Origin of the sequence: Flavobacterium sp. N502536, assembly GCF_025947345.1 — a bacterium.
In the GTDB taxonomy this organism is placed as follows: Bacteria; Bacteroidota; Bacteroidia; order Flavobacteriales; family Flavobacteriaceae; genus Flavobacterium.
Genome location: NZ_CP110011.1, coordinates 4,404,522 through 4,429,456 on the forward strand (window position 1 = coordinate 4,404,522; position 24,935 = coordinate 4,429,456).

General features: G+C 39.0%; 14 protein-coding genes. 5 read left to right on the forward strand and 9 right to left on the reverse strand.

What is annotated here, in order from left to right:
• Positions 1–86: 86 nt before the first annotated feature.
• Positions 87–1,118: a hypothetical protein gene (locus OLM61_RS18590; protein WP_264524090.1), complete on the forward strand. Its 1,032-nt coding sequence runs from the start codon at positions 87–89 to the stop codon at positions 1,116–1,118.
• Between the two features lie 65 nt (positions 1,119–1,183).
• On the opposite strand, the gene OLM61_RS18595 is transcribed toward OLM61_RS18590, so the two are convergent.
• Positions 1,184–1,747 (reverse strand): YkgB family protein, encoded by a 564-nt coding sequence (locus OLM61_RS18595; RefSeq protein ID WP_264524091.1) that lies wholly within the window; start codon positions 1,745–1,747, stop codon positions 1,184–1,186.
• 86 nt (positions 1,748–1,833) lie between these two features.
• Positions 1,834–2,685 carry a helix-turn-helix domain-containing protein gene (locus OLM61_RS18600; protein ID WP_264524092.1) on the reverse strand — a complete coding sequence of 284 codons (852 nt, stop codon included), beginning with the start codon at positions 2,683–2,685 and terminating at the stop codon, positions 1,834–1,836.
• A gap of 247 nt (positions 2,686–2,932) precedes the next feature.
• On the opposite strand from OLM61_RS18600, the gene OLM61_RS18605 reads away from it, so the two are divergent.
• The 4 genes from OLM61_RS18605 (at position 2,933) to OLM61_RS18620 (ending at position 9,279) form a co-directional block, all read left to right on the forward strand.
• Entirely contained in the window at positions 2,933–3,295 is a 363-nt protein-coding gene (locus tag OLM61_RS18605; protein WP_264524093.1) for a hypothetical protein, read from the forward strand.
• A gap of 225 nt (positions 3,296–3,520) precedes the next feature.
• Complete coding sequence (locus tag OLM61_RS18610; protein ID WP_264524094.1) at positions 3,521–4,630, forward strand: efflux RND transporter periplasmic adaptor subunit; 1,110 nt, start codon at positions 3,521–3,523, stop codon at positions 4,628–4,630.
• Positions 4,631–4,659: 29 nt separating this feature from the next.
• On the forward strand, positions 4,660–7,773 hold the full coding sequence (locus OLM61_RS18615; RefSeq protein WP_264524095.1) for an efflux RND transporter permease subunit: 3,114 nt from the start codon (positions 4,660–4,662) through the stop codon (positions 7,771–7,773).
• A 6-nt stretch (positions 7,774–7,779) separates the two neighbouring features.
• Positions 7,780–9,279, forward strand: coding sequence for an efflux transporter outer membrane subunit (locus tag OLM61_RS18620; protein WP_264524096.1), 1,500 nt, complete (start codon positions 7,780–7,782; stop codon positions 9,277–9,279).
• A gap of 129 nt (positions 9,280–9,408) precedes the next feature.
• Here OLM61_RS18620 and OLM61_RS18625 read toward each other — a convergent pair whose 3' ends face one another.
• The 7 genes from OLM61_RS18625 to OLM61_RS18655 all read right to left on the reverse strand — a co-directional run bounded on the left by OLM61_RS18625 (position 9,409) and on the right by OLM61_RS18655 (position 24,872).
• The gene (locus OLM61_RS18625) at positions 9,409–9,657 is read right to left on the reverse strand and encodes a hypothetical protein (RefSeq protein WP_173966228.1); all 249 of its coding nucleotides are present in this window, start codon (positions 9,655–9,657) and stop codon (positions 9,409–9,411) included.
• A 210-nt stretch (positions 9,658–9,867) separates the two neighbouring features.
• Complete coding sequence (locus tag OLM61_RS18630) at positions 9,868–12,819, reverse strand: FAD-binding and (Fe-S)-binding domain-containing protein (protein WP_264524097.1); 2,952 nt, start codon at positions 12,817–12,819, stop codon at positions 9,868–9,870.
• A 167-nt stretch (positions 12,820–12,986) separates the two neighbouring features.
• Positions 12,987–15,284: an aminotransferase class III-fold pyridoxal phosphate-dependent enzyme gene (locus OLM61_RS18635; RefSeq protein WP_264524098.1), complete on the reverse strand. Its 2,298-nt coding sequence runs from the start codon at positions 15,282–15,284 to the stop codon at positions 12,987–12,989.
• A gap of 119 nt (positions 15,285–15,403) precedes the next feature.
• On the reverse strand, positions 15,404–17,539 hold the full coding sequence (locus OLM61_RS18640) for a beta-galactosidase (RefSeq protein ID WP_264524099.1): 2,136 nt from the start codon (positions 17,537–17,539) through the stop codon (positions 15,404–15,406).
• Between the two features lie 217 nt (positions 17,540–17,756).
• Positions 17,757–19,763, reverse strand: coding sequence for an MGH1-like glycoside hydrolase domain-containing protein (locus tag OLM61_RS18645; RefSeq protein ID WP_264524100.1), 2,007 nt, complete (start codon positions 19,761–19,763; stop codon positions 17,757–17,759).
• A gap of 453 nt (positions 19,764–20,216) precedes the next feature.
• Positions 20,217–21,716 (reverse strand): RagB/SusD family nutrient uptake outer membrane protein, encoded by a 1,500-nt coding sequence (locus tag OLM61_RS18650; RefSeq protein WP_264524101.1) that lies wholly within the window; start codon positions 21,714–21,716, stop codon positions 20,217–20,219.
• Positions 21,717–21,740: 24 nt separating this feature from the next.
• A complete protein-coding gene (locus OLM61_RS18655; protein WP_264524102.1) occupies positions 21,741–24,872 on the reverse strand; it encodes a SusC/RagA family TonB-linked outer membrane protein in 3,132 nt (1,043 codons plus the stop codon).
• Between the last annotated feature and the right edge of the window lie 63 nt (positions 24,873–24,935).

Below are 24,935 nucleotides of genomic sequence, written 5' to 3' on the forward strand. Positions count from 1 at the left end.
CATTTTAAAAAATAAAAGCCTACTTATCCAATAAGTGGCAAAACTAATAAATAAAATCAATTAAAAATTAAATAGACAATACAATCATGAATAAAAGAATCCATTATCCTGTCTTTTTATATAAGATTGCCCTTCTTTTTATAACACTGCTGTGCCTTTCGTGCGATACAGAATATATAGACAAAGTCAATACTATCCCTGCAGATGTTATAAAAGTGCCGGGATATACCCATATTGAATCCTTTACCATTAAAGATGCTGATAATAATTCGATAAGCGCAGCACTAACAGAAGAGAATATTGTAATTACCTGGAGCAACCACCTGCTACTTCCGGAAACCGTTAAACCCGAAATTATCTTGGGCACAGAAGCTGTCATTTCTCCTGCATCAGGTGCAGAAGTGGCTTTTAAGGACGGTACCGTTTATACTGTAACTTCAAAAGCAGGTACTACAAAAAAGTACACACTGAAAATAGATTTCAGGCAAAAAGAGCCGAGAACATGGACTTCGACCGCCGAAGAACCTATAACCAAAGGTTTTATGGCAAAAATGACCAATCGCGGTACCAGTGATCCGGCCATCATCAATGATTTATGGATGAGCCTTAAAGATACCAGAGTCTATTTTGTGTCTGCTGCCGACCAAAAAATAGAGTATACCGCAGAAATTGCTTACTTAGGTAGTGGCGAAACTACCGCTCCGTTTCTGGAATATGGAGTGTATTACTTTCTTTCCGAAAATATGCCATTGGGAATGTATGATCTGCGCATCAAAAACGGAGCCTACACCCTTCAGAATGCCAGTGTAGAAAACAGGTTTAAAGTCGAAGTGGTCGAGCCCGATTATTTTAAAACCGAAAGATTTGGTTTTCCAACTACCAAACGTTCCGGCGAAACACTTGAAGTACGAGGCGGTTTATTGGATTTACTGACTTCCGTAGAAATTTACAACACCGCTAATACAGCTGTAACTTATCCTTTAGAAATTGTAAAACTTACTTCTTATAAAGCCACCTTAAAAATTCCGGCCGGAGTTCCTGCCGGAGTGTATGACCGAATGAGATTTAAAAGAGAGTCTGGCACTTCCAATCTAAGTTATGCCGTAACAGTTCAATAATTTCAATCTTTTGCTAGACAAAGAATCAAGAGCCTTTAGCATGCTGCTAAAGGCTCTTTTTTGTTTCAATGTTTCTTTTTCAAATACAATGCTGCCGATTCACTCATGGTAATTAGTGAAGCTCCCAGAATAACAATATCTTTTAAAACCAGACGTCCCCTGCCGGACAAATAAGGAAATCCGTATTGATCGTCAGTTAAATGCGGTACCCAGCTTTCGGGTGTGGTTACCAAAAAAGAAAGTGTGCCAATGGTTAGTATAAAAACCAATATACTGCCAATCATACTGGCCAAAGGTGCCCATTGATGAAGGGCTACCAGAATCCCGATTCCAATTAATAAAATTCCAAGAGCGTTGGCAAACCCGTAGGTATTGTTCTCAAGGTGCCATTCGTGATTTTTGGCAATTAACTCTCCTTCTTTATTCCCATACTCTTTGTATTCAGAAGGGTGCTCGTAAAAGAAAGACATAAACGGACTGTTGGCCACAAACGGCACAATTCCATCTGCTTCGTAGGTAAAAAATTTAAGTCCGCCAATCCATAGAAAAACAACTACAATTCCGGCACGTACTGCTTTTTTTCCGAGTTGATCTAAATTGGCGATGGCATTTAAGAGGGTATTTTTCATTGCTGCTGTTTTTAAATTAATTGTTTAAAAGTTACAGCGCAAAACTACGTCCGCATACCACCGCAAAGAATGGACGAAAAAGGATATTACCTAGACAAATCTGCCACAACAGAGATTCCGGTTGTTTTTCTGAAAGTTTGTGGAGAAACCTTAGTCATTTTTTTGAAGACCCTGCTAAAATAGTATTCGTCCTGAAATTTTAAAGCAAAAGCAATTTCTTTAATGCTCATTCTGGTAAGGTGCAGGTGTTTTTTGGCTTCCAAAATCAATCGCTCCTGAATCATTTGTGTCGGAGTTTTATTGAAACGTTTGTTGCATTGTTTGGTTAAACTATTAGAAGTCATTGCTAATAAAGAAGCATAATCACTTGGTTTGTGAAGGTCTAAAAAATGTTCTTCGAGCAGCAGTTTAAACTGATCCATTTTTTCATCTTTTTGAAGCTCTTGTTTTTCGATACAACTCATTTTGATACTGCTCGATTTCGCCAGAAAAAGCTGAATATAGGCTCTCAATACAATTTCCGAAGGTGTTTCCTGCCTGAGCTCATCTCTGATCTGATTCATTAACTGCGCATACAGCTCATGTTGTTCGGCAGACAGTTGTATAGACGGTTCTATATAAATATTATTAAAGAGTAAGCCGTTACAGGCAACTTCATTTCTATGGTATTCAATGCAATAAAAATCACCATGAAATTGTAAAACACTATACTCAACAGCTTTCATTTCTTTTATGTGAATAGATTGTTGAGGTGTCGAAAACAATAAAACGGGACCCGAAAAATGAAACGAAGCAAAATCGGCATGATAGATCCCTTCCCCTTCACTAACAAACAAAACCGTGTATTCGCTAAACTGAACGGGCTTATCTAAGGCAAACTGTTCTGAGTTGGCTATTCCTAATAAAAAAGTACCCTGTTCTGAATATACTTTGTTCATTTTATCTTTTTAATGCATCTCTGCTTTTCTACAAAATTAAGAATGAATTGTTCTTTTACTGCATCCAATCCTCACAAAACAATACTAAAAAAGAGGATCTCGTTTAACGGAATGTTATCCTATCCTGAATTTTTAATATTTTCTAAAAATTTTAAGAATTCATTATTTTGCAATTGACTATATTTGGTCCCTTATCAAATACAAGCCTGTCTTTTCAGACTACAAGCTACAATTCTTTACGGCATACATGAAATCATTTAAGTTCATAGGTATATTTTTGCTATTCTTGCTTCCTCTTGTGGGTGGAGCAGAAATGGGCAAAACCCCTGTACAACTTACTATTTGCCAGGCACAGGAAAACTTTTTAGCTTCTGAAGTACCTCAATATTCTTCTTCCTCTCTGGTTACACCCAAAGATCTTGACATTCATTTTATCGTCAAAAAGAAGATCAAACATCGTGCGACAACTTCTGACAGCAGCACTCTAAAAACACCGTACTTTACCAAACTAGTACATTTTAAGATCTTTGAGAATGGCTTAATCTATGGCATTGCGACTATATATCAGATTCAGCGACACACTCATCTGCATCTTTACCAACTTTTCTAGATCAACAATTTTATTTTTTTTATAGGTAGAAATCTTCTGCCCTGCACTCTTTTGTTTTCACATAAAGGAGCTGTTGTACTATAAAAATATTTCTTCCAAACGATACTGTTTTCTAAAAGCAGCTGTCGTTGCATTTTTCATGTTTAACATTTAAGTAATTCACAACTCCCTACAAATCAATATCAGGGAGCCCCTCCATTTATATACCTATTTTAAAAATTCATTATGAACACTACAAAAAATCAATTCTTGTTAATTGTTTTATCTGTTTTATTCCTGACCTCTTGTGGGGATAAAACCAAAAAAGATGTTTCGAAAATTAAAACGCTGCCTGTTTACAAGGTTACGCTGCAGGACACCATTGTCTCCAACCGGTTTGTTGCTGACGTACACGCCAAAAATAATGTAGAAATACATGTTCGCATCCCCGGATTACTGGATAAAGTTTTTGTGAGCGAAGGACAAAAAGTACAAAAAGGGCAATTGTTGTTTAAAATCAGTGATGTCGAATTGCAAATACAATTATTAAAAGCCCAGGCCGTGTACAAAAGCACCTTGGCAGATCTCCGAATTGCAACAGTTGAATTGGAGCAGGCCCAAACACTTTTCAATAAAAAAGTAATCGCCGACAAGGAACTTGAACTTTCTAAAGCCAAACACGAAGCCGCTTCCGCCAAAGTTGCGCATGCGGTTGCAGAACGAAAAGCAATCAACCAGCAAATTAGTTTCACCACCATCAGAGCTCCTTTTGATGGAACAATCGACCGTATTCCGTTCAAAGAAGGAAGTCTTGTTGAAAATGGTTCTCTGCTGACAACGGTTTCGCAATTGGATGATGTTTACGCTTATTTCTCCATTCCGGAAAACATTTATTTTCAAATGATGGCCGACAAAAGTTTAAACAAAGCCGGAGGTGATATCAAACTGGTTTTACCCAACGGTGCCGTTTACAACCAAAAAGGCGAATTAAGAACTGCCGATGGCGAAATCGACCGCCAAACGGGTTCTATTCAATACAAAGCTAAATTTCACAATCCACAAGGTTTTATCAAACACGGAACATCCGGAAAACTGATCATTTCGGAACCTAAGAAAAATGTGATCCTAATTCCACAAAAAGCTGTTTTCTCGATACAGGACAAACAGTTTGTATTTCTTGTGAACAAAGAAGGAATTGTAAAAATGACCAACATTACGATTGGCAGTACGCTCGACGATGTATTTATCCTGAACAAAGGACTGAAAAGCAATGACCTGATTGTAGAAGAAGGCACTCAGTCGTTGCGCGACGGTGACAAGATTAACATCAAAGACATGCAAAACGTAAGCTTATAGTTTCAAATTAGTATCAAAAAAAACATAAAATGATAGAGTTATTTATCAAAAGAAAAATACTGTCGTTAATCATTTCGGTTATGATAGTACTCCTGGGTATACTGGCCTTGTTTCAGCTGCCTATCACACAATTTCCTGATATTGTTCCGCCATCTGTAACGGTAACGGCCAAATATACGGGAGCCAATGCCGAAGTTTCGGCCAATGCAGTCGCACTGCCTTTAGAACGTGCCATCAACGGTGTTCCGGGAATGACCTACATGTCGACTGTTACTTCCAATGACGGTCTGACGCTGATACAAGTCTTTTTTGAAGTAGGAACCGATCCGGATTTGGCAGCTGTAAACGTCCAAAACCGTGTGACAACCATACTGGATGAATTGCCCGAAGAGGTAATTCGTGCCGGAGTAACCACCGAAAAAGAAGTGAACAGTATGCTGATGTATCTGAACATTACCAGTACCGATAAAACACAGGACGAACAATTTATTTTCAACTTCACCGATATCAATATTCTTCAGGAACTGAAAAGGATTGACGGTGTCGGACGTGCTGAAATCATGGGACAGAAAGAATATTCCATGAGGGTTTGGCTCGATCCGCAAAAAATGCTTTCGTATGCCATTTCGGCAAATGAAGTGATTGCTTCCCTTCAAAAACAGAATATATCAGCTGCTCCTGGGAAAGTGGGTGAAGGTTCGGGACAGCTCGACAATCAGCTTCAGTATGTTATCAAATACGGAGGGAAATTCTACGAACCCAAACAGTACGAAGAAATTCCGCTTCGGGCAAACTCAGACGGGACGATCCTCAGATTAAAGGACATCTCTAAAATCGAATTTGGATCGATGAGTTACGGAATGGTTTCTAAAACCGACGGTAAACCTTCTGCTTCGATCATGTTAAAACAACGACCGGGTTCTAATGCTTCTGAAGTAATTGCCAGCGTAAAAGAAAAAATGGCCGAACTTCAAAAAACGTCCTTCCCTCCCGGTATGGATTACAATATTGCCTACGATGTATCGCGTTTTCTGGATGCTTCGATTGATGAAGTGCTAAAAACACTTATCGAAGCCTTTATTCTGGTGGCCTTTGTTGTTTTTATCTTCCTTCAGGACTGGCGTTCTACCTTAATCCCTGTTTTAGCGGTACCTGTAGCCCTTATTGGTTCGTTTGCCTTCATGTCGATGATGGGCTTTTCAATCAACCTTCTTACGTTGTTTGCCCTTGTACTATCGATAGGAATTGTGGTCGACAATGCCATTGTGGTCGTCGAAGCCGTTCACGTTAAAATCTCCGAAGAGCATATGGCACCGCTACCGGCTACGATTAGTGCCATGAAAGAAATTACCGGAGCTGTAATTGCCATTACCATCGTCATGAGTGCCGTGTTTATTCCGGTTGCCTTTTTAAGTGGTCCGGTTGGAGTTTTCTACCGACAGTTCTCTTTGACCATGGCTATTAGTATCGTCATCTCCGGAATCAATGCCCTTACTTTAACCCCCGCCCTTTGTGCTATTTTACTAAAACCACATAATCCAGAGGAGAAAAAGAATTCTTTGATCAATCGTTTCTTTAACAGCTTTAATACATGGTTTGATAAAGTTACGGCCGGTTACATCCGAATACTGTCAAAATTTGCAGACCGTACCACTGTTACAGCCGGTTTATTGGTTTTATTCTGTTTACTCACCTGGGGAACCAGTAAATTTGTTCCTGCCGGATTTATTCCTTCAGAAGATCAAGGGATGGTTTATGTGAGTGTGACTACTCCCCAAGGAGCCACCGTAGAACGTACCGAAAAAGTACTGGATGAAGTGACTCGTCTGGCCAAAGAAATTAAAGGTGTCGACAATGTGACAACGCTTGCCGGATACAGTATTGTGACTGAAATTGCGGGAGCGTCTTATGGTATGGGAATGATCAATTTGAAAGACTGGAGTGATCGTGATATCTCGGTAAATGAATTCATCGCCAAATTGGGTGAGAAAACAAAAAACATTTCTGATGCACAGATTGAGATTTTTGCACCGCCAACCGTTCCCGGTTTCGGAAATACAAGCGGATTTGAACTTCGATTACTCGATAAATCCGGTGGAACGATCACTAACACGGATGCCGTGACCAAAAACTTCATTAAGGAACTAAATGCGGCACCGGAAATACAAAACTCTTTTAGTAGTTTTGATGCTACTTTCCCTCAGTATTTAATCCATATTGATTATGATCTGGCTGCCAAAAAAGGAATCTCGGTAGACAATGCCATGTCTACACTGCAAACGATGCTGGGTTCATTTTATGCAACAAATTTTATACGTTTCTCCCAAATGTATAAAGTAATGGTTCAGGCCAGTCCACAGTTCAGAAAAAATCCCGAAAGTATTCTGGATATGTATCTTAAGAATGATGCCGGAGAAATGGTTCCGTTCTCGACCTTCATTAAACTGGAACGTGTTTATGGTCCCGAAGTTTTAACGCGTTACAACATGTACATGTCGGCTATGATCAATGGAGAGCCTGCTGAAGGATACAGCTCAGGAGAAGCAATCGCAGCCGTAGAGAAAATCGCAGCCGAAAAACTCCCAAGCAGGTTTGAATTGGAATGGTCGGGTATGACACGTGAAGAAATTCTATCCGGAAATCAGACCATTTACATTTTTGCCTTGTGTATACTGTTTGTCTATCTACTTCTTGCCGCTCAATACGAAAGTTTACTACTGCCCTTTCCGGTGCTTTTAAGTCTGCCGGTAGGTGTTTTTGGTTCGTATCTCGCCTTGTTAATGGTTGGACTGGACAATAATATTTATGCTCAGGTGGCACTCGTCATGCTTATTGGGTTACTCGCCAAAAATGCCATTCTGATTGTAGAGTTTGCGATGGCCCAAAACAAAATAGGACGCGATATTACCGAGGCTGCGATCGAAGGAGCCCGATTACGTTTCAGACCCATTTTAATGACTTCTTTCGCTTTTATTTCAGGCTTAATTCCTTTGTGTATCGCCTCAGGTGCCGGTGCTATTGGTAACCGTTCGATAGGTACTGCAGCCGCCGGAGGAATGCTTATAGGAACGGTCTTCGGGCTTGTAATCATTCCGGGACTTTATATCCTGTTTGCCAAATTTGAAAAAGCATTGAAAAAATAATATATAATGAAAAATACACTAAATCAATATAAAATAGCTCTTCATCTCAACTATAAGTTTAAGATGTTCGCGCTCATTCTGGTAACCGGAATGCTGCTGCTGACTGCCTGTTCTGCTCCAAAAGTGAACGACAACCTGGCCGCTAAACCCTTGCCAAAGAATTTTGATGTGATCTCAAAAAAAACTGCTGACAGCGGAACACCATTTGTTCCGCTGCAAACAGCCGCTTATTTCAAAGATGATAAATTAGAAAAATTACTAGATAAAGCTGTCGCTCAGAATCCGGATTATTTAGTAATGGAGCAGCGCATTTTAATCGCCAACTCTCATTTGAAAGTAGCCAAACTTGCTTTACGGCCTTCTTTTGATCTTCAGACAGATGCTTCCGGAACACGTTACGGGAAGTACACTATGGAAGGTGTTGGAAACTTTGATACCAATTTGTCTCAAAACATATCCGAAAGACAGCGAATTGCAACGGGCGCTACTCCTAACCTATTTTTAGGAGGAAAAGTGTCTTGGGAAGCCGATATATGGGGTAAACTAAGCAACCGAAAAAAAGCAGCACGTCAAAGATACTTTGCTTCACAACAAGGAATGCGATTACTGAAAACCAAACTCCTAAGTGATATAGCTGAACTTTATTACGAGCTGGTAGCTTTAGACAAACAGGCTGTAATTTACAAGAGAAACTTAGATACACAGCAGCATGCCCTTGATATTATTTCGGCACAGCGATCTGTTGGAAAAGCAACAGAACTAGCTGTACAGCAGTTTAATGCTCAAAACAATAATATACTTGCAGAAGCAGAACAACTCAATCTGAAAATTAACCAAACCGAAAAGGCACTGCTTACACTGCTTGGAGAGTACGGAGGAAAAGTCGAAAGAAGTGCTGAGTTTTTATCCGGTCATCTTAAAGTTTTAAATCAAAAAATAAGTGTAGACTCTATCATTCACCAAAGACCTGATGTTTCTGAAGCTTACTTTGAATTAATGGCCACAAATGCTGATGCAAAATCTGCACGTGCTGCCTTTTTTCCCACTTTAAACTTAGGCGGATATGTGGGTATGAACTCTTTTTCGTTTTCTACTTTTTTTGACAGCGGTTCGTTTGCCTGGCAATTGCTTGGCGGAATCACTGCTCCGGTATTCAACAAAGGACAAATCAAACAGGAGTTTTTTACGGCTAACCGAAGACAGGAGATTTCTTTTTTGCAGTATCAAAACACCATCACAACAGCCTATAATGAGCTAAGTGCTTTGCTGCACCGAACCGAAGCTTTTGAAGATGTGTTGAAGTACAAGTCCAAAGAAATTGAACATCTGGAGATTGCAGTCAATGTTTCAAATGATTTATACCTTAACGGATATGCCAATTATCTCGAAATCATCAGTGCCCAAAAAAACAAACTGCAGGCCGAACTCGATTTTGTTGACATTCAGCTGAAAAATGCAAACGCACAGATTTTACTTTATAAAGCCTTAGGTGGAGGAATGGAGTAAGACTTCGTATTTCAGAGTTTCTGTTAAATGTTAAATGTGAGATGTGAAACTTTAAATCTGCTTAAACAAAGAACCCCGTTTCTATACTGAAACGGGGTTCTTGTTTTATTTTATAACTGTTGAAAAACCTTATTTGAAAAACGATATGGTATCGGTTAGGTTTTCTCTATGGATAAAAGCTGTAATAAACTCCTGAACTTCATTAGTACTTTCAGATGGAGTTTCAAAAGAGTTGATGTGAAATTCATCATCCTGATCCAGGATATGTATGATTTCTGTGTACCCTTTAGAAATCAAACTTCCTTTAAGTTTAATGATATTCAACTGTTGGCGACCATCTAATTCCTTGCGAACTTTTAGTTTTATAGCTTTTTCCATAGTAGATGTTTTTAAATTGATAAACCTTTAGCCTACTATCAAATTTAATTATTATTCTTTTGACTAGTTGTTAAAAAAATATTCATCTGTCATTATTTATTAACAAACTATAAACAATCGTCCAAAAAGCCTATCCATATCTATCACCGAAAATCCAAAAACTCGTTCGCTGCGGCCTATTGAAGAAACTAAAAACTCATCAGCTTCAGGCTATTTTAATGCTTTAAACAAAATCTCCACAGGATGCTGTGCTTTTCGGCCTGTACCGTCTGCAATCTGGTGTCTGCAGCTGGTTCCCGAAGCAGAGATTAAGGTAGCTTCTTCCTCAGAACGGATTGTTGGAAACAAAACCAGCTCACCTATTTGCATCGATAGCTCATAGTGCTCTTTTTCATATCCGAAAGATCCCGCCATACCACAACAGCCACTCGGAATGTTCAATACCGTGTAATTCTCGGGCAAGCTTAGGATTTTTTTGAGCGGTACTAATGATGATAAGGCTTTCTGAAAACAATGTCCATGCATACGCACACGCTCTGACTTCGCTGTAAAGCTGTCTGACGAAATTCTTCCTTCTTCGAGTTCTTTGGCTAAAAATTCCTCAATTAGAAACGTTCTTGCTGCGAATGTTTTTGCTTTTGTTTTTAATTCCCCACGGCACAAATCAGGATATTCGTCACGAAAAGTTAATATCGCCGACGGTTCTATTCCGATCAGAATACCACCCTCAGGAATCGCCAATTCGAAGTTTCTGATGTTCTGTTCGGCTATTTCACGCGCTTCTTTTAACATTCCTTTCGAAAGATAGGTTCTCCCGCTAATCCCTATATTTGGTATTCCAACCTCGTATCCTAAACGATTCAATAACTGAACAGCCGTCTGCCCTATTTCAACATCATAAAAGTTCAAAAATTCATCATTGTACAGGTAAACTTTACCATTTACAAAATCTCCTTTCTGGCTGTAGGCTTTCATCCATTTGGCGAAAGTAATTTTATGCATGAGAGGGAGTTTTCGTTCTGTAGCAAAGCCCGTTGCCCTTTTAATCACATTTCCAAAAGCTCCTTTGGCCGATAAGTTGTATGCCCAAGGCATCGCAGCAAACCATTGGTTAATTCTAGGGGTATTTCCAATAAGTCTGGAACGGAACTTTACTCCGTTTTTATCATGATATTGTTGTAATGTTTCGGCCTTTAGCTTTGCCATATCAACATTTGAAGGGCATTCTGATTTACATCCTTTACAGCTTAAGCACAAATCGAGTACCTCCAAAAGATTGTCGTCATCAAACTTATTTGCTTTTGTCGAGTTGCTTATGGTTTCTCTCAGCATATTTGCTCTCGCACGCGTGGTATGTTTTTCATCCCTAGTAGCCATATAACTCGGACACATGGTACCCCCGCTTTTTTCGGTTTTTCTACAATCTCCCGATCCGTTGCACATCTCAGCTGCCCGTAGAATTCCGTTATGCTCCGAAAAATCAAAATAGGTTTCCGGCATTGGAGTGTCCTGTCCGGGAGTATACCTCAAACTGGTATCCATTGGTGGTGTATTGACAATTTTCCCGGGATTAAAAACGCCCCACGGGTCCCAAACTTGTTTAATTTGGAGAAACAATTGGTAAATTTCCTCCCCTAACATCAACGGAATAAATTCGCCTCTAAGTCTTCCATCACCATGCTCACCGCTTAAGGAACCTTTGTATTTTTTTACCAGATGGGCAATATCAGTTGCAATGGTCCTGAAAATGGCAGTCCCTTCTTTGGTTTTTAAATCAATAATCGGACGCAAGTGCAATTCACCAGTTGCCGCATGTGCATAATGTACACAGTTAAGATTTCGCTCTTTTAGAATTGCGTTAAATTCTTCGATAAACTCCGGTAAATCATTTACGTCTACTGCTGTATCTTCGATTACCGCAACAGCTTTGGCGTCACCGGGAATGTTAGACAACAAGCCCAATCCCGCTTTTCGCAAGGCCCAGACTTTATTGGTATCCTCTCCGTAAACCACCGGAAAATGATAGCCCAGATTTTTAGAGCGCATCAAAGCTTCCATTTCTTTGGCAATACTGTCGATTTCTTCGGGAGTATCCCTTAAAAACTCGACCGCTAAAATGGCCTGTGGGTCTCCTTTTACAAAAAAACGATTCTTACTTTGTTCAATATTTTCTTTTGTACATTCCAGAATATAATGGTCGATTAACTCTACACTATCAGGGTTGAATTTTAAAGCTTCGATATTGGCTTTAAGGGATTCATTAATGCTTTCAAAATGCACGCAAACCAGAGCCGAATAAGGTTTTAATGCCTCAACCAGATTCAATTTTATCGCTGTCGAAAAGAATAAAGTTCCTTCTGATCCTGCAATTAACTTGCAGAAATTAAACTTCTCTTCTGAATCTGTAAACGGCATTGTATCTGCCAGTAAATCTAAAGCATAACCGGTGTTTCTTCTTGGAATGGATTTTTTAGGAAAATTATCTTCAAACAAAATTCGGTTTGATGTTGCCGATAAAATTTCTTTTGCCTGAACATAAATAGCCTGTTCCAAAGGGCTTACTACATTAATTCCGTTGCATTTATCTTCAAATTCGGCATTCGTCAAGGCGCCAAAAGTAACTTCGTGACCATCGGCCAAAAAACCTTTGATTTCAAGTAAATGTTCGCGTGTCGATCCATAAATAACCGATCTTGCACCGCAGGCATTGTTTCCTACCATCCCGCCAATCATACAGCGATTGCTGGTGGAAGTTTCGGGTCCGAAAAACAGTTTGTACGGCTTCAAATGAAGATTGAGCTCATCGCGAATGACACCCGGTTCTACCCAAGCAGTTTTTTCCTCCTGATCAACCGATATAATTTTGGTAAACTCCTGCGAAATGTCGACAATAATTCCGTTACCCACTACCTGTCCGGCAAGTGATGTTCCGGCAGCACGTGGAATTACACTGCTTTTGTGTTCTCTTGCAAAAGCGATTATTTTCTGAATATCCTCCTTTGTTTTGGGAATCGCAACTGCCAGAGGCATTTCTTTGTAAGCGCTGGCATCAGTCGCATAAAGCAAGCGCATGGTATGATCGTAGAATAATTTACCTTCTAATTGTTTTTCTAAACTTTCAAGAGGAACAGTACCTTTAGAAAGGATATTATTGTGATTCATTTTAATACTTTAAATTAAGTAAGCTGTCATTTCGACCGAAGAGAGAAATCACACGAGAAACTCGACAAAGAAGCTTCCATTCTGCATGGAATCCCGCTTGTGATTTCTCCCTTCGGTCGAAATGACAACATTGTGTTTAAACTTCAGGGCTATGTGTTAAACGTTTTTTACAATTCGCTCAAAGCGATATCTAAAAATTTCACCATTTCATCAGCATTCTGTTTGTTGAATGTCATGGGTGGCTTTATTTTCAAAACATTGTGTAAAGGTCCGTCGGTACTTAATAAATATCCCTGAGCTTTCATTTTTTCTACTACAATATCAATTTCAGGAACAGCGGGCTCCATCGTGCTTTTATCTTTTACCATTTCGGCACCAATAAACAATCCATGTCCGCGCACATCACTGATAATTGGGTATTTGGCCATTAAACCTCTTAACCCATTCATTAAATGATTCCCTGTTTCCAAAGCATGCTGCTGCATTTCTTCTTCCTGAATTACATCCAGTACCGCCAAACCTGTGGTCATGGATACGGGATTACCTCCAAAAGTGTTGAAATATTCCATACCGTTGTTGAAAGAATCAGCAATTTCCTCTGTTACAATCACAGCCGCTAATGGATGTCCATTACCAATTGGTTTTCCTAAAACAACTATATCCGGAACTACATTTTGCAATTCAAAGCCCCAAAAATGGTCGCCTATTCTTCCAAATCCAACCTGAACTTCGTCGGCAATACAAACTCCACCGGCAGCTCTGACATGGTCATACACTGTTTTTAGATAATTTTCCGGTAACGGAATCTGTCCTCCAACTCCCAATAAAGTTTCACAAATAAATACAGCCGGAGCCTTGTCTTCTTTTTTTAGTTCTTCTATAATTCGTTGTACATCGGCTGCGTATTTTTCTCCCGCATTGGTATCTCCATATTTATAAGGTCCACGATATAAATCGGGATTGATTGCTTTGTGTATCCAAGGCATCTGACCAAATCCGCCTTTGCTGTCAAATTTATACGGACTCATTTCCATCGCCACAGTAGAGGTTCCGTGGTAGGCATGATCCAGTACAATAATATCTTTTTGTTTGGTAAAATGACGGCTCATTCGAATGGCCAGATCGTTGGCTTCACTACCCGAATTCACAAAGTAACAAACACTCAGTTTAGCCGGCAATGTTGCGGTAAGTTTCTCTGCATAAGCTGTTATAGCGTCATTTAAATATCGGGTATTGGTATTTAAAGTAGCGATTTGTTTTTGCATTTTTCGAACGACTACCGGATGACAATGCCCTACATGCGAAGGATTATTAACACAATCCACAAAGGTTCTCCCCTTATCATCGTATAGATATTGCAAAGCTCCTTTTACTATTTTTAATTTATCCTGATACCCAATGCTTAGATTACGTCCAATTCTTTTTTTACGAACCTCCAATAAATCGCTATAATCATCGGCAGTAATCAATCCTTCAAAACCACAGGCTTTTCTAAAAGCATCCTGAGCCTTGATAGGGTTAATTTGAATGAGTTTGAACAACAAATCCCAGGCTGGTTTTTCGGTAATAAAATGGTGCTCGTTGTTGCTGTCTAATGAGGCATTGTACGCCGATTGTGTTACACTGATGCAAAGTCTTCCGGCAATCAGATAATACAACAAATCGACTTCCTGCTCTGTTAAGGCATATGATTTATGATATCCCGCTACTAGCAATGCCGCAACTGCCAAAGGATCTTCCTCGTCCAACATGGCATAAGTACAGGCGATAGCCAGATTGTTGATTAAAGCGGTATAGACCATATCGCCAAAATCGATTAACCCACTCACGCGATTGCCCTGTACCAATACATTGTAATCGTTGGCATCGTTATGAATGTAAGCATGACGCAGGCGATGCAGCTGTGGTACAACTTCGGTATCAAATTGCAGCAGAAAATAGCCTGCAATACGTCTTTTCTCGTGATTTAATATGTGTTTCAAATTATCAGCTGCTTCACTTGCGTGGCTGATGTCCCAGGTATAATTGCGGTGCATGGCAGGATGTGAGAAGTCCTGTAACGCATGATCCATCTTACCTAAAAAGCTTCCCAAATCATACTGCAATTCACTTGTTTTGGCTTTCTCATCAACCCAAAAAACACCCTCTAAAAAATTTAAAATTCTGATATAATAGGTTTGGGAACCGCTAACAATTTTGGTTAGCTCTTCCCCGTGTTTGTTGATGCTGAAATGCTGAAAACAATCTGAAATATTGCTCTTTTTAAGATGCTGAATAATGTTAATCTGCGCTTCTAAAAAAGGAAACGGGTGACTTTCGTTTGATACTTTTAGAATGTACTTTTCATTCTTCTCATTCGATAAAAGAAAGTTCAGTTCGTCATATCCATTTAATGCTTTTACGGTAACGATTAATCCGTAATGTTCTTTTACTAAATCCTGAATAGCTGCTTCTGAAAAAATCATTGGTACTATATTAAATTGTTTTTGTCTGTTTTATTTTTTTTCGCCACGAATTTCACGAATGCGCACAAATTTCTTTAAATAGCATGAGCATAATAATTCGTGAATTTGTGGCGAACTTTTTATTTCCAAATAATCGCCTGAGCCGGTTGTAATGGGTTTTGCCCCACTAGTACTTTGCTTCCCTGAGGAATAGGCAATTGGATTGGTTCATTGGTATAATTTACACCTACATAAAAACCATCTCTCCATTCTACAAATACACCTTTTGGCAAATCATCAATCGTTACTTTGGCACGTTCGTAAACCGATCTTACCACTTGTCTTTCTAAATCTCCGTCTTTACTTTCCGCTCCAATATAAGTTACGGTTCCTTTTCCTAATTTTCTGGTAATTGCTGCGGCTTTTCCTTTGTAAAACTGATCCGCATAAGTAGCCAAAACTTCTGTTCCTGGTTTCGGATCTAATACATCAGCCCAGGTATTCCACTTATAGGTATTGTTTCCGGCATTTATCGTTCCGTTTACATCTGCAACAAGCATGTCAAAGAAATCTACATCAGCACCTATTAACGGCACAATCGGTGCGCTCCATTTGGCTTCAAAGAAATGGCCGTTTTTATCTTTCTGACCAGTTCGGCAGGACAAGATCAAATTACCACCGTTTTCTACATATTTAGTCCATTTATCCACCAGTTTCTGATCGATAAGCTGGTAAGCCGGAGCTACAATAAAAGGATAAGCAGAGAAATCGTCATCTTCAGTAATAAAATCCATTGGCGCAGCAGTCGATTTTACAGCAGATGTATAAGTATTTCTATGTCTCCACGTGCTCCAGAATTCCGTTTGTTTCTGATTTTCTAAATCCCAAAGATTTTCATGACTCCATAAAAAACCTGTTTTTCTTTTGGCAAGATCCGCCGGAAGTACTGCTTTTGGGTTGTATTCTTTTCGAAGCAGTTTCATGTCTTCGATGGATTGTACAAACTCTTTTCCACCTGTTGTCAGGGTTACACCATCCGTACCTACAATTCCGTCGTGATACATTTCGCTGCTTCCTAACGGATGTCTGTATCGGTACGTACAAGTAAACGAACAGCCACCACCGAAGGCCTGCGAGATCCACATATGAACCGTTCCCGGAAGTAATTGCGGATTTATACTTGCCCAGTTTACCTGTCCTGGCTGCATTTCCATAACACCAGTTACCCCGTTTATGGATCTGTAATAATCATTGGCTTCTGATATTTTGTTTGGATGTCCCATTCTAAAATTCTGACCGCCCAATTGGTTTCTTCCGCTTACCGGATACATGGTATAGGTAGCAAAATCCATTTTATCAGTTCTTCTCGGATCAGCTCCATACACTACGTTGGTGTAATTGGTCGTAATCCATTGTTTCGGATCAACGTATTTTCGAAGTGTTTCAGCTTGTAAATTCAAGTATTCCGCCTGAGAATCTGCTGTAAATCTTTTGAAATCTAATATAGCATGTGGACTTAGTTTGTCTTCAAAATAGATTTCGGCATTAGGAATCGCAATTTGCTCGAAGTTGTTGTAGCGAATGCTCCAAAAACTTCCGAGCCACTCGGCATTTAATTTCTCGATCGTACCGTACTTCGCTTTTAGCCATTTCTGAAATCCTTTTTGTGCAGAGGGACTAAAGTCATCCGGAGCTCCCGGCTCGTTATCTACTTGCCAGCCCATAATGTTTTTATTCTTCCCGTATCTTTTTCCTAGTTCAGTAACTATTTTCTCTACAAATGCTCTGTACTTTTCATTCGATACCGATTGATTGGCTCTGTTGCCATGTTCCCTGCGGCGTCCGCTTGCATCAACCAGATAGATTTCAGGATATTTTTCACCCATCCATGCCGGTGGTGTTGGTGTTGGCGTACAAAGAATAACTTTTAAACCTTCTTTCTCTGCGATCGCAAGAGCATCATCGAGCCATTTGAAATCGTACTTTCCTTCTTCAGGCTCCATATATGTCCAGGCAAATTCGGCAAAATGAGTAAACTCGAATCCCAGTTTTTTAATGTTCTTTAAATCACGCTCCCATTGTTCTCTTGGCCATTGTTCTGGATAATAATAAACCCCAATCTGCATTAAATCGGGCTTCGAGAAAAAACGCTGCGGATCTTTTTTTTCTGTCGTCGTAGTTTTTTTCGTTTGAGCAAAAACAGGCGTCGAATTGCAATTCGCAATAAGCAAGCCTGTTGCTACTATTTTTGTGAATGATATTTTGTGGTTGAACATACTTTGTACTATTGTTGTGTTAATCAAATTTAGATAGTTATTTTTAAGCTGTTGGATGTAATTTGCAAAATTTTATTAAACGCATAGAAACATAGATTTTATTCTTAAAAAGACATTCTCAAAAGAAACACATTTCTTTCACATTGCTTAGCCTTTTCCTACCATTCTGAATCTTTGTTTCTATGTGTTAAAATTTTATAAACAACAGCTTGTTTCACTATTTATCTTCTAAAAGCAGCATTAAATAATGAGAAGCCGACCAGCTAAAGTTGTAGGCTTCCAGTCCTTTTCCTGTAACTGGCTGATAATTTTCTCTGATAGAAGTTCCTTTGTCCAAAACTCCTTCTGCATTATAAATCAGTTTGTGTGCCAGTTCATTGGCTTCCTTCGTGTATCCGTATTTTTCCAGTCCGTTTATCCCAAAATAACTTTGATCGAGCCAAACCGGCCCTCTCCAGTACCCATTATTCGGTTTAAACTTTGGATGATTGGCGGCCAATGTTGGTAACGGAACAAAGGTGTTGAATCTGGCGGTATCCATCATGTTCTTTTTTGCCAATTGAACCTGCTCTGCAGTCGCTACTTCTGCCCAAATAGGCAAATATCCTTCACAACCCATTGCTTTTACTAAGGTTTTGCCATCAATTGTCGTGTCGTAAAACCAACCCGTCGCAGCATCCCAAAACTGATTTTGAATTCTAACTTTCAAAGCGCTGCTTTCTTCCTTCCATTTCTTTGCTTCTTCCGTTAGTTTTAAAACTTCTGCCATCTTTTGCAAATAGTTTTTTTCGGCATACAAAAAGGAGTTTAAATCAACACTTTCCTGATCTAAGGAATAGGCTTTCTCTCCATTTTTAAGGATTTTACTATCATCAAAACGAACGGCATTGTCCATTCCGCTTTCCCATTTTGCGGCAATCACAGTTCCGTCGGTCGAACCAAATTCACATAAACCATCCTGATCGTGGTCGCGTTCTTTGTACCACCAGTTGTGATATGATTTTAACTTCGGATAGAATTCTTTTATAAAATTGGCATCTTTTGTTTTTTCATAAATTTTCCAGATTGCCCAAGCCGCAAGCGGTGCTTTGGTGTTTCGGTAGTTGTTTTCTTCAAGAAGATTATTTCTGTAAATACAATCCGGAATAAAACCGTTTGGCTCCTGATAATCAAACAAAGCACGCATTTGATCTTTTGCCAGTTCCGAATTGTAATTGGCTACTGCAACGGCATGTTTCCAGCTGTCCCATGCCCAAAAGCCATGAAACCACTCGTAGTTGTAACTCGGAAAAAGACCTCCGTGTTTTAAACCTTCTGCTGCAATTCGGGTATTGTTTTGTAAAGTCAATGCCAGTTTGGCTACCAAATCAGAGTAAACGACGTCTTTGTAAATGTTTTTCTTTCTGGCAATTAATTGCGCCAATTGATTTTCTTTTTCTTTTTGTGTGTTGTTCAACAGTGTAGTGAATACTGTTTTGGCAATGTTTTCGTTCTCATTTTTCCAGGAGTACTGCGAAAAAATAAAGGTTTGTGAAACGACTATTTCTTTGGTTTCATTTGGTTTTAGAACCAATTTCTCTGTTTGGACATTGTATCCCTGTTTGGTAATTTCAATTTGGGGAGTACTGTTCAAAAACTGAATATACCCTGTTGCTGTACTTTTGGTCGAAACAATTTTTAATGTTTTACCTTCTTTTGACAGTTGTAAATCAGTTAAAAAAAGTGTGGAGCTGTATGAAGGAAAAAGTGTTATCGCTTTTCCTGATGTATTGGTAATGCTTGTTTTTTGTAAAGCTGAATGTCCTGATAAATACACCAACTGCTGTTTTACCGTTAGTTTATCATTTTTAAACTCTTGTTCTAGATGGCTGTTGTAGCTGTTTTGACTCACCAGAGTGTTTTTCCACTCGATTACTTCTTTTTTGTTTTCATCCTGAAGCTGTAACGAAACAAACGAAGGACTTAACCAAACGCCATTTTGCTCCGTCATTAAAAATGGTCCCGAGAATCCCGCCTGAATGACTGAGGGCTCTAAAAATCCAAATGCAAACCACGCTCCTTTGTCTGAAAAGGCTAGTGATTTTCGGTCCGTGGCATTGGTTGGGTTTCCTTTATAGTTCAGACTGTTTTTACCCGATTCTAAGTTTGGATAGCTCTTTTGTGTCCAACCGGATTGTACTATAAAAAAGGAGGCAAGAATAAAAAGTATTTCCTTTTTGCTCATGTTGTTTTGTTTTTATGGTGTGTTTTTTAATTAGATAATGTAGTAAATCTTTCTTTAACTTAAGTATTTTGCTTTAGATTTAGGGGCTTTTTTTTAATCCTTTAATCTGCGGCTTTATTACAGTATCTATTTAATCTTTGCGTTCAATATTCTCCCGCAGATTGAGCAGATTGAGCAGATTTTTTCTAATCTTTCTAATCCCTATAATCTGTGGCTGTATTTCAGTAACTACTTAAGCTTTGCGTTCAATATTCTCCCGCAGATTGGGCAGATTTTTTCTAATCATTCTAATCCTTTAATCTGTGGCTTTATTTTGGCGTGTAGTTAATTTCTTCTAAATATGTGAGGCTTCTGGATATAAAAATTAAACCTACAAGGTCCGAAAAAGACCTCGTAGGATTAAAATCTCTATTGAAAATCAATTTTTAGGAATTGACCTCTTTGCTTAAATAATTAATTCGCTTGTAATTCCGTTAAAGGAATTGGGTAAAAGCTGTTTTTTGCTGTATCAAAACCAGTGCGTCCCACTGCATCGAGTGCTGCTTTAGTTTTTCCCCAACGACGTAAATCATAAAAACGATAGTTTTCTAATGGGAATTCTATAATTCTTTCGTGTTCAATCTGCGCTTTAACAGCTGCTGCAGTTGTTCCGGTCATGGCTGGCATATCGGCTCTTTCGCGAACTTTGTTGATGTACGGAATAGCTTCTCCGGTACGTCCCAACTCATTCAATGCCTCGGCTTGCATCAACAATACATTCGCATATCTCATCAAAGGAATGTTGATCGCTGTAAATTCCTGATTCATCTTTTCCTGAGTATTTGGAATGTATCTGCGATACACCGGTTTGTCAGTACCTTCAAATTTTTCATCATAAGTAGCGCCTAATACCATTGGATTATTTGCATCATTAAAATAAGGATCTTTAAAGAAAATTGTGCTGTACAAACGGGTATCATAATTTCCGGTAGTAGCAATTTTTCCTTCTTTTTTGAATTCGTTTATCAGCATTGCACTCGGAAGAATCTCATCCCATCCGCCCAATTCTGCAGCCGCCATCCAATAGTGAAGGGCATTACGATAGAAAGCACCATTGGCAGTGGTTTCTGAAAATTGCAATTCAAAAATAGACTCCTTGCTGTTTTTTGTCGTTCCGTCAAACATAGAAACATAATCTTTAACTAACTCATACCCCTGTACTTTGTTCAGTGCAGTAAGTGCTTCGGTTAAGAAGCTTTGTTTTTGAGCTGTTTCTTCGTACGCTCGGGTTAAATAAGCAAAACCAAGGTAACTATTTGCTGCACCACTTGTCGCACGTCCTGTTTTATCTGTAGATTGTTTTGCAGGCAATATATCTGCAACCGCTTTAAATTCTTTTGTGATAAAATCCCACGCTTCAGCACGTGTAGAAAGCGGAATGTTCAAATCGCCTTCTTTGGTTACATATTTATCTCTAACATAAATTTTTTCCCAGTTCAAAAGCAATTTCATATGGTAATAAGCGCGTAAAAAACGAGCCTCGGCTTCAATTTGTTTGCGATCCCCATCTGTTAATTTAGAACCCGGAACCTGTGGTAATTTATCAATAACCTGATTGGCATTACTGATTCCTCTGTAATTAATTCTCCAATAACTGGTAAACTGGCTGTTTCCATTGGTATAAGTAAAAGTCGAAAGTTCTACCCAGTTTTGGTAATTCAAAGCATCGCTTCCTAGTTCGTTTATATCTTCACGGTATGCTTCTACCGGCCATTTTATCTCGGCAAAAGACCATTCGTTAGTGGCGCATTCAAGCTGTCCGTAAGTTGCCGCCAAAGCAGATTCGGCATCAGCCTTATTTCTCCAGAAATTCTCTGAGGTAAGTTCGTCCGGAGATTGTTGCTCCAGATAATCACTACAACTTGTAATGGTCAACAGACCTATAGTGGATAATAATAAAAATATCTTTTTCATGATGGTGTCTTTTATAAAATAGAATTAAAATATATACTGAATACCCGATACAAACGATCTTGTAAATGGATACACAAAACGATCAACGCCAGTATTAAGCACAGAAGCACGTGAAAACTCAGGATCAATACCAGAATAATCGGTGATCGTAAATAAATTCTCTACACTCACATAAAATCTAAGTTTGTCCATTTTTGCTTTGCCTAACATACTGCTTGGGATCGTATATCCTAATTGCAATTGACGCATTCTTATAAAATTTCCATTTTCCAGAAAACGATCTGACTCACGGCTGTTTCCATTAGGATCCTGCAATACGGCTCTTGGAATATCGCTGCGGTTATCCGGTGTCCATGAATTTAAAGTTGAAACCAGCATATTGGTTCCTGAGTTCATAGACTCATAAAAATAACGGTTTCCGTTGTACAATTTATTCCCCCAACCGCTTCCAATCAAAGCTGAGAAATCAAAGCCTTTATAGCTTGCTCCTAAAGTAAGGTTCACTTCTACTTTTGGTAATCCGGTTCCGGAGTACGCCTTATCTTTATCATCAATAACACCATCATCATTTAAATCTTTAAAACGAATATCTCCCGGCTGAGCATTTGGCTGTAATAAAACACCATTTTTATTATGAGCTGCTACCTCTTGAGTACTTTGGAAAATACCATCCGTTTTGTAAAGATAGAATCCACTAATAGGGCTTCCTACACGTGCCTGAGTTGGAAAATGCTCGTCTCCGAATTTTAATCCTTCTCCATAAATAGTCTGTCCTTCGTTGGCTAGTGCTATTACTTTGTTTTTAAGTGTCGTAAAGTTTAAACCTGCATTGTATTTGAATTCATTAACCTGATCGCGGTAATTTACCTCAAACTCAAATCCGCTGTTACTAATTTTACCTACGTTCAAAATTGGATCATCAACTCCGGCAGATGGAGCCAGTCTTTTTGTAATTAATAATTTGTCGGTCACATTGTGGTAGTAGTTCATCGAACCGCTAATTTTTCCTTTTAAAAGGGTATAATCGATACCAATATTTTTAGAATCTGTAGTTTCCCATTGTAGGTTTCTGTTTTCTAAAGCTTTTGCAATGCTTCCAGGCCAAGGGTTGCTTCCTATTCCTTGTACATAACCTGAACCCAAGCTATTACCGGTATTAATCAGTGTATTTGCAGAGTAATATCCTAAAGCTGCCTCATTACCCAATTGTCCCCAGCTCGCACGTAGTTTCAACGTAGAAATAAAAATATCTTTCGGGAAAAAATCTTCTTGTTCTATTTTCCATCCTAATGCAATAGACGGGAAAGTTCCCCAACGGCTGTCTTTTCCAAACTTAGAAGAACCGTCTCTTCTAACCGTCATTTGCAACAAATAGCGATCGTTGTAAGAGTAGTTTAATCTGCTGAAAAAAGAAACACGATTGTACTGAAATTTTGATCCGTCGGCAGTATATGTTCCACCTCTTCCGGCACCAATAGTTTCAAATCCCGGATCAAGAAATCCTGATGGACGGTCTATAGAAACCAATTGTCCATTTTCTACTGTATAATCGGTTGTTTTACCTTCTACAATTACCTCGTTCCAGTTAGAGGCCTGACTGTTAAAAGTGTTACCAATCATTAAACCAAAAACATGTTTCCCAAAAGTTTTATCAATTGTGATAATGTTGTCTAAGATTTGCTCGTTCCAGGTTGTTCTCAACTCCCTTTGCAACGGATATAAATGTACCTCTTTTGGATTAGCAATGTATGGAGGAAAATGCTCCATTTGCTGATTGTTCTTCACACGGTAAGAATACGCTAATTTATATTTTAACCAAGGCGCAATATTAGCAGTTGCCGCAATATTGGCTGTAATATCCTGTCCTACATCATTGCTTTTCTTAAAATGTTCCTCAGCAACCGGATTTGTTCCGGCAGGCAGACCATTTTTGCTGGTTAATCCATAACCGTATTCTTCATTATCGTCATAAACCGGAACCAAAGGTGACATGGTGTATACCTCTCTCAATTGGAAGTTAGGCAATGCATTTTGTGTTCCGATATAGGCCATTTTTCCGTCTATATCAAAAATAGATTTTTTAAAACTTACTCTTGCACTAGCTGTTTGAGAACCAAATTGATTGTCAATTACAATTCCTTTTTGTTTTACGAAGTTACCATACAAAGCAAATTTAAAATCGCCTTGTCTTCCCTGAATTCCCAAACCGTAGTTTTGTGTAAATCCGGAACGGAAAACCTGATCCTGCCAATCTGTATTGATGTCAGACGGAGCATTTATATATGCCGGAAGTGCCTTTGGCGAAGTCGCATATTTATTGTACTCATCGTACATTCTTTTGTGAACGGTACGATATCCGTCAGCATCTAATAAATCTAATGTTTTAGATGGATTTGTGATGCTTAAAAAAGAGCTGAAATCTACTTTTACACCTTCTTTTTGTCCGTTTTTAGTCGTTACGATAATTACACCATTCGCAGCAACAGATCCGTAAATTGCAGCTGCAGCACCATCTTTCAACACCTCCATTGATTCAATATTGGTTGGATTTATGGTATTAATAGATCCTTGAAAACCGTCAATAATATACAGTGGTTCTGTAGCTCCAAAGGTATTTACCCCACGAATTTTTACGCTTACACCAGCTCCTGCCACACCACCGCTTTTTTGCACGTTTACCCCTGCGACTAAGCCCTGAAGTGCTTCGGCCGGGCTCGTGGTAGCTCTGGTTTCGAGGCTCTCTTTTTTAACCGTAGAAATAGCTCCTGTTACGTTACTTTTTTTCTGAGAACCATAACCAATGACCACTACTTCATTCAGTTTATTGGTTTCTTCCTGCATGCTAACTGAAAGTTCAGCGCGGTTATTTACAGCCTCGCTTTTCTCAATAAATCCCATGTATGAAAAGACAATAACCGGATTGACAAGGCTTGATGAATATACTAAGGTATAATTTCCGTCAATATCAGTTGCAGCATTGTATTTAGAGTCTTTAATAGAAATACTCACACCCGGCAATGTATTGTTTTTGTCATCAGTGACTTTTCCAGAAATGGTCTTTTGTGCCTGATTTGCTTGCGCAAAGTTGATGTTTGGCAACCACAAGCATAACAGTAAAGGAATAAAATTTAATTTCCTAATGAGTAGTTTTTTCATTTTGGTAATGGTTTTGGTTAATTAAAATTTCGTTTTTTGTTTTTTTTATTTGTAAGCGGGCAC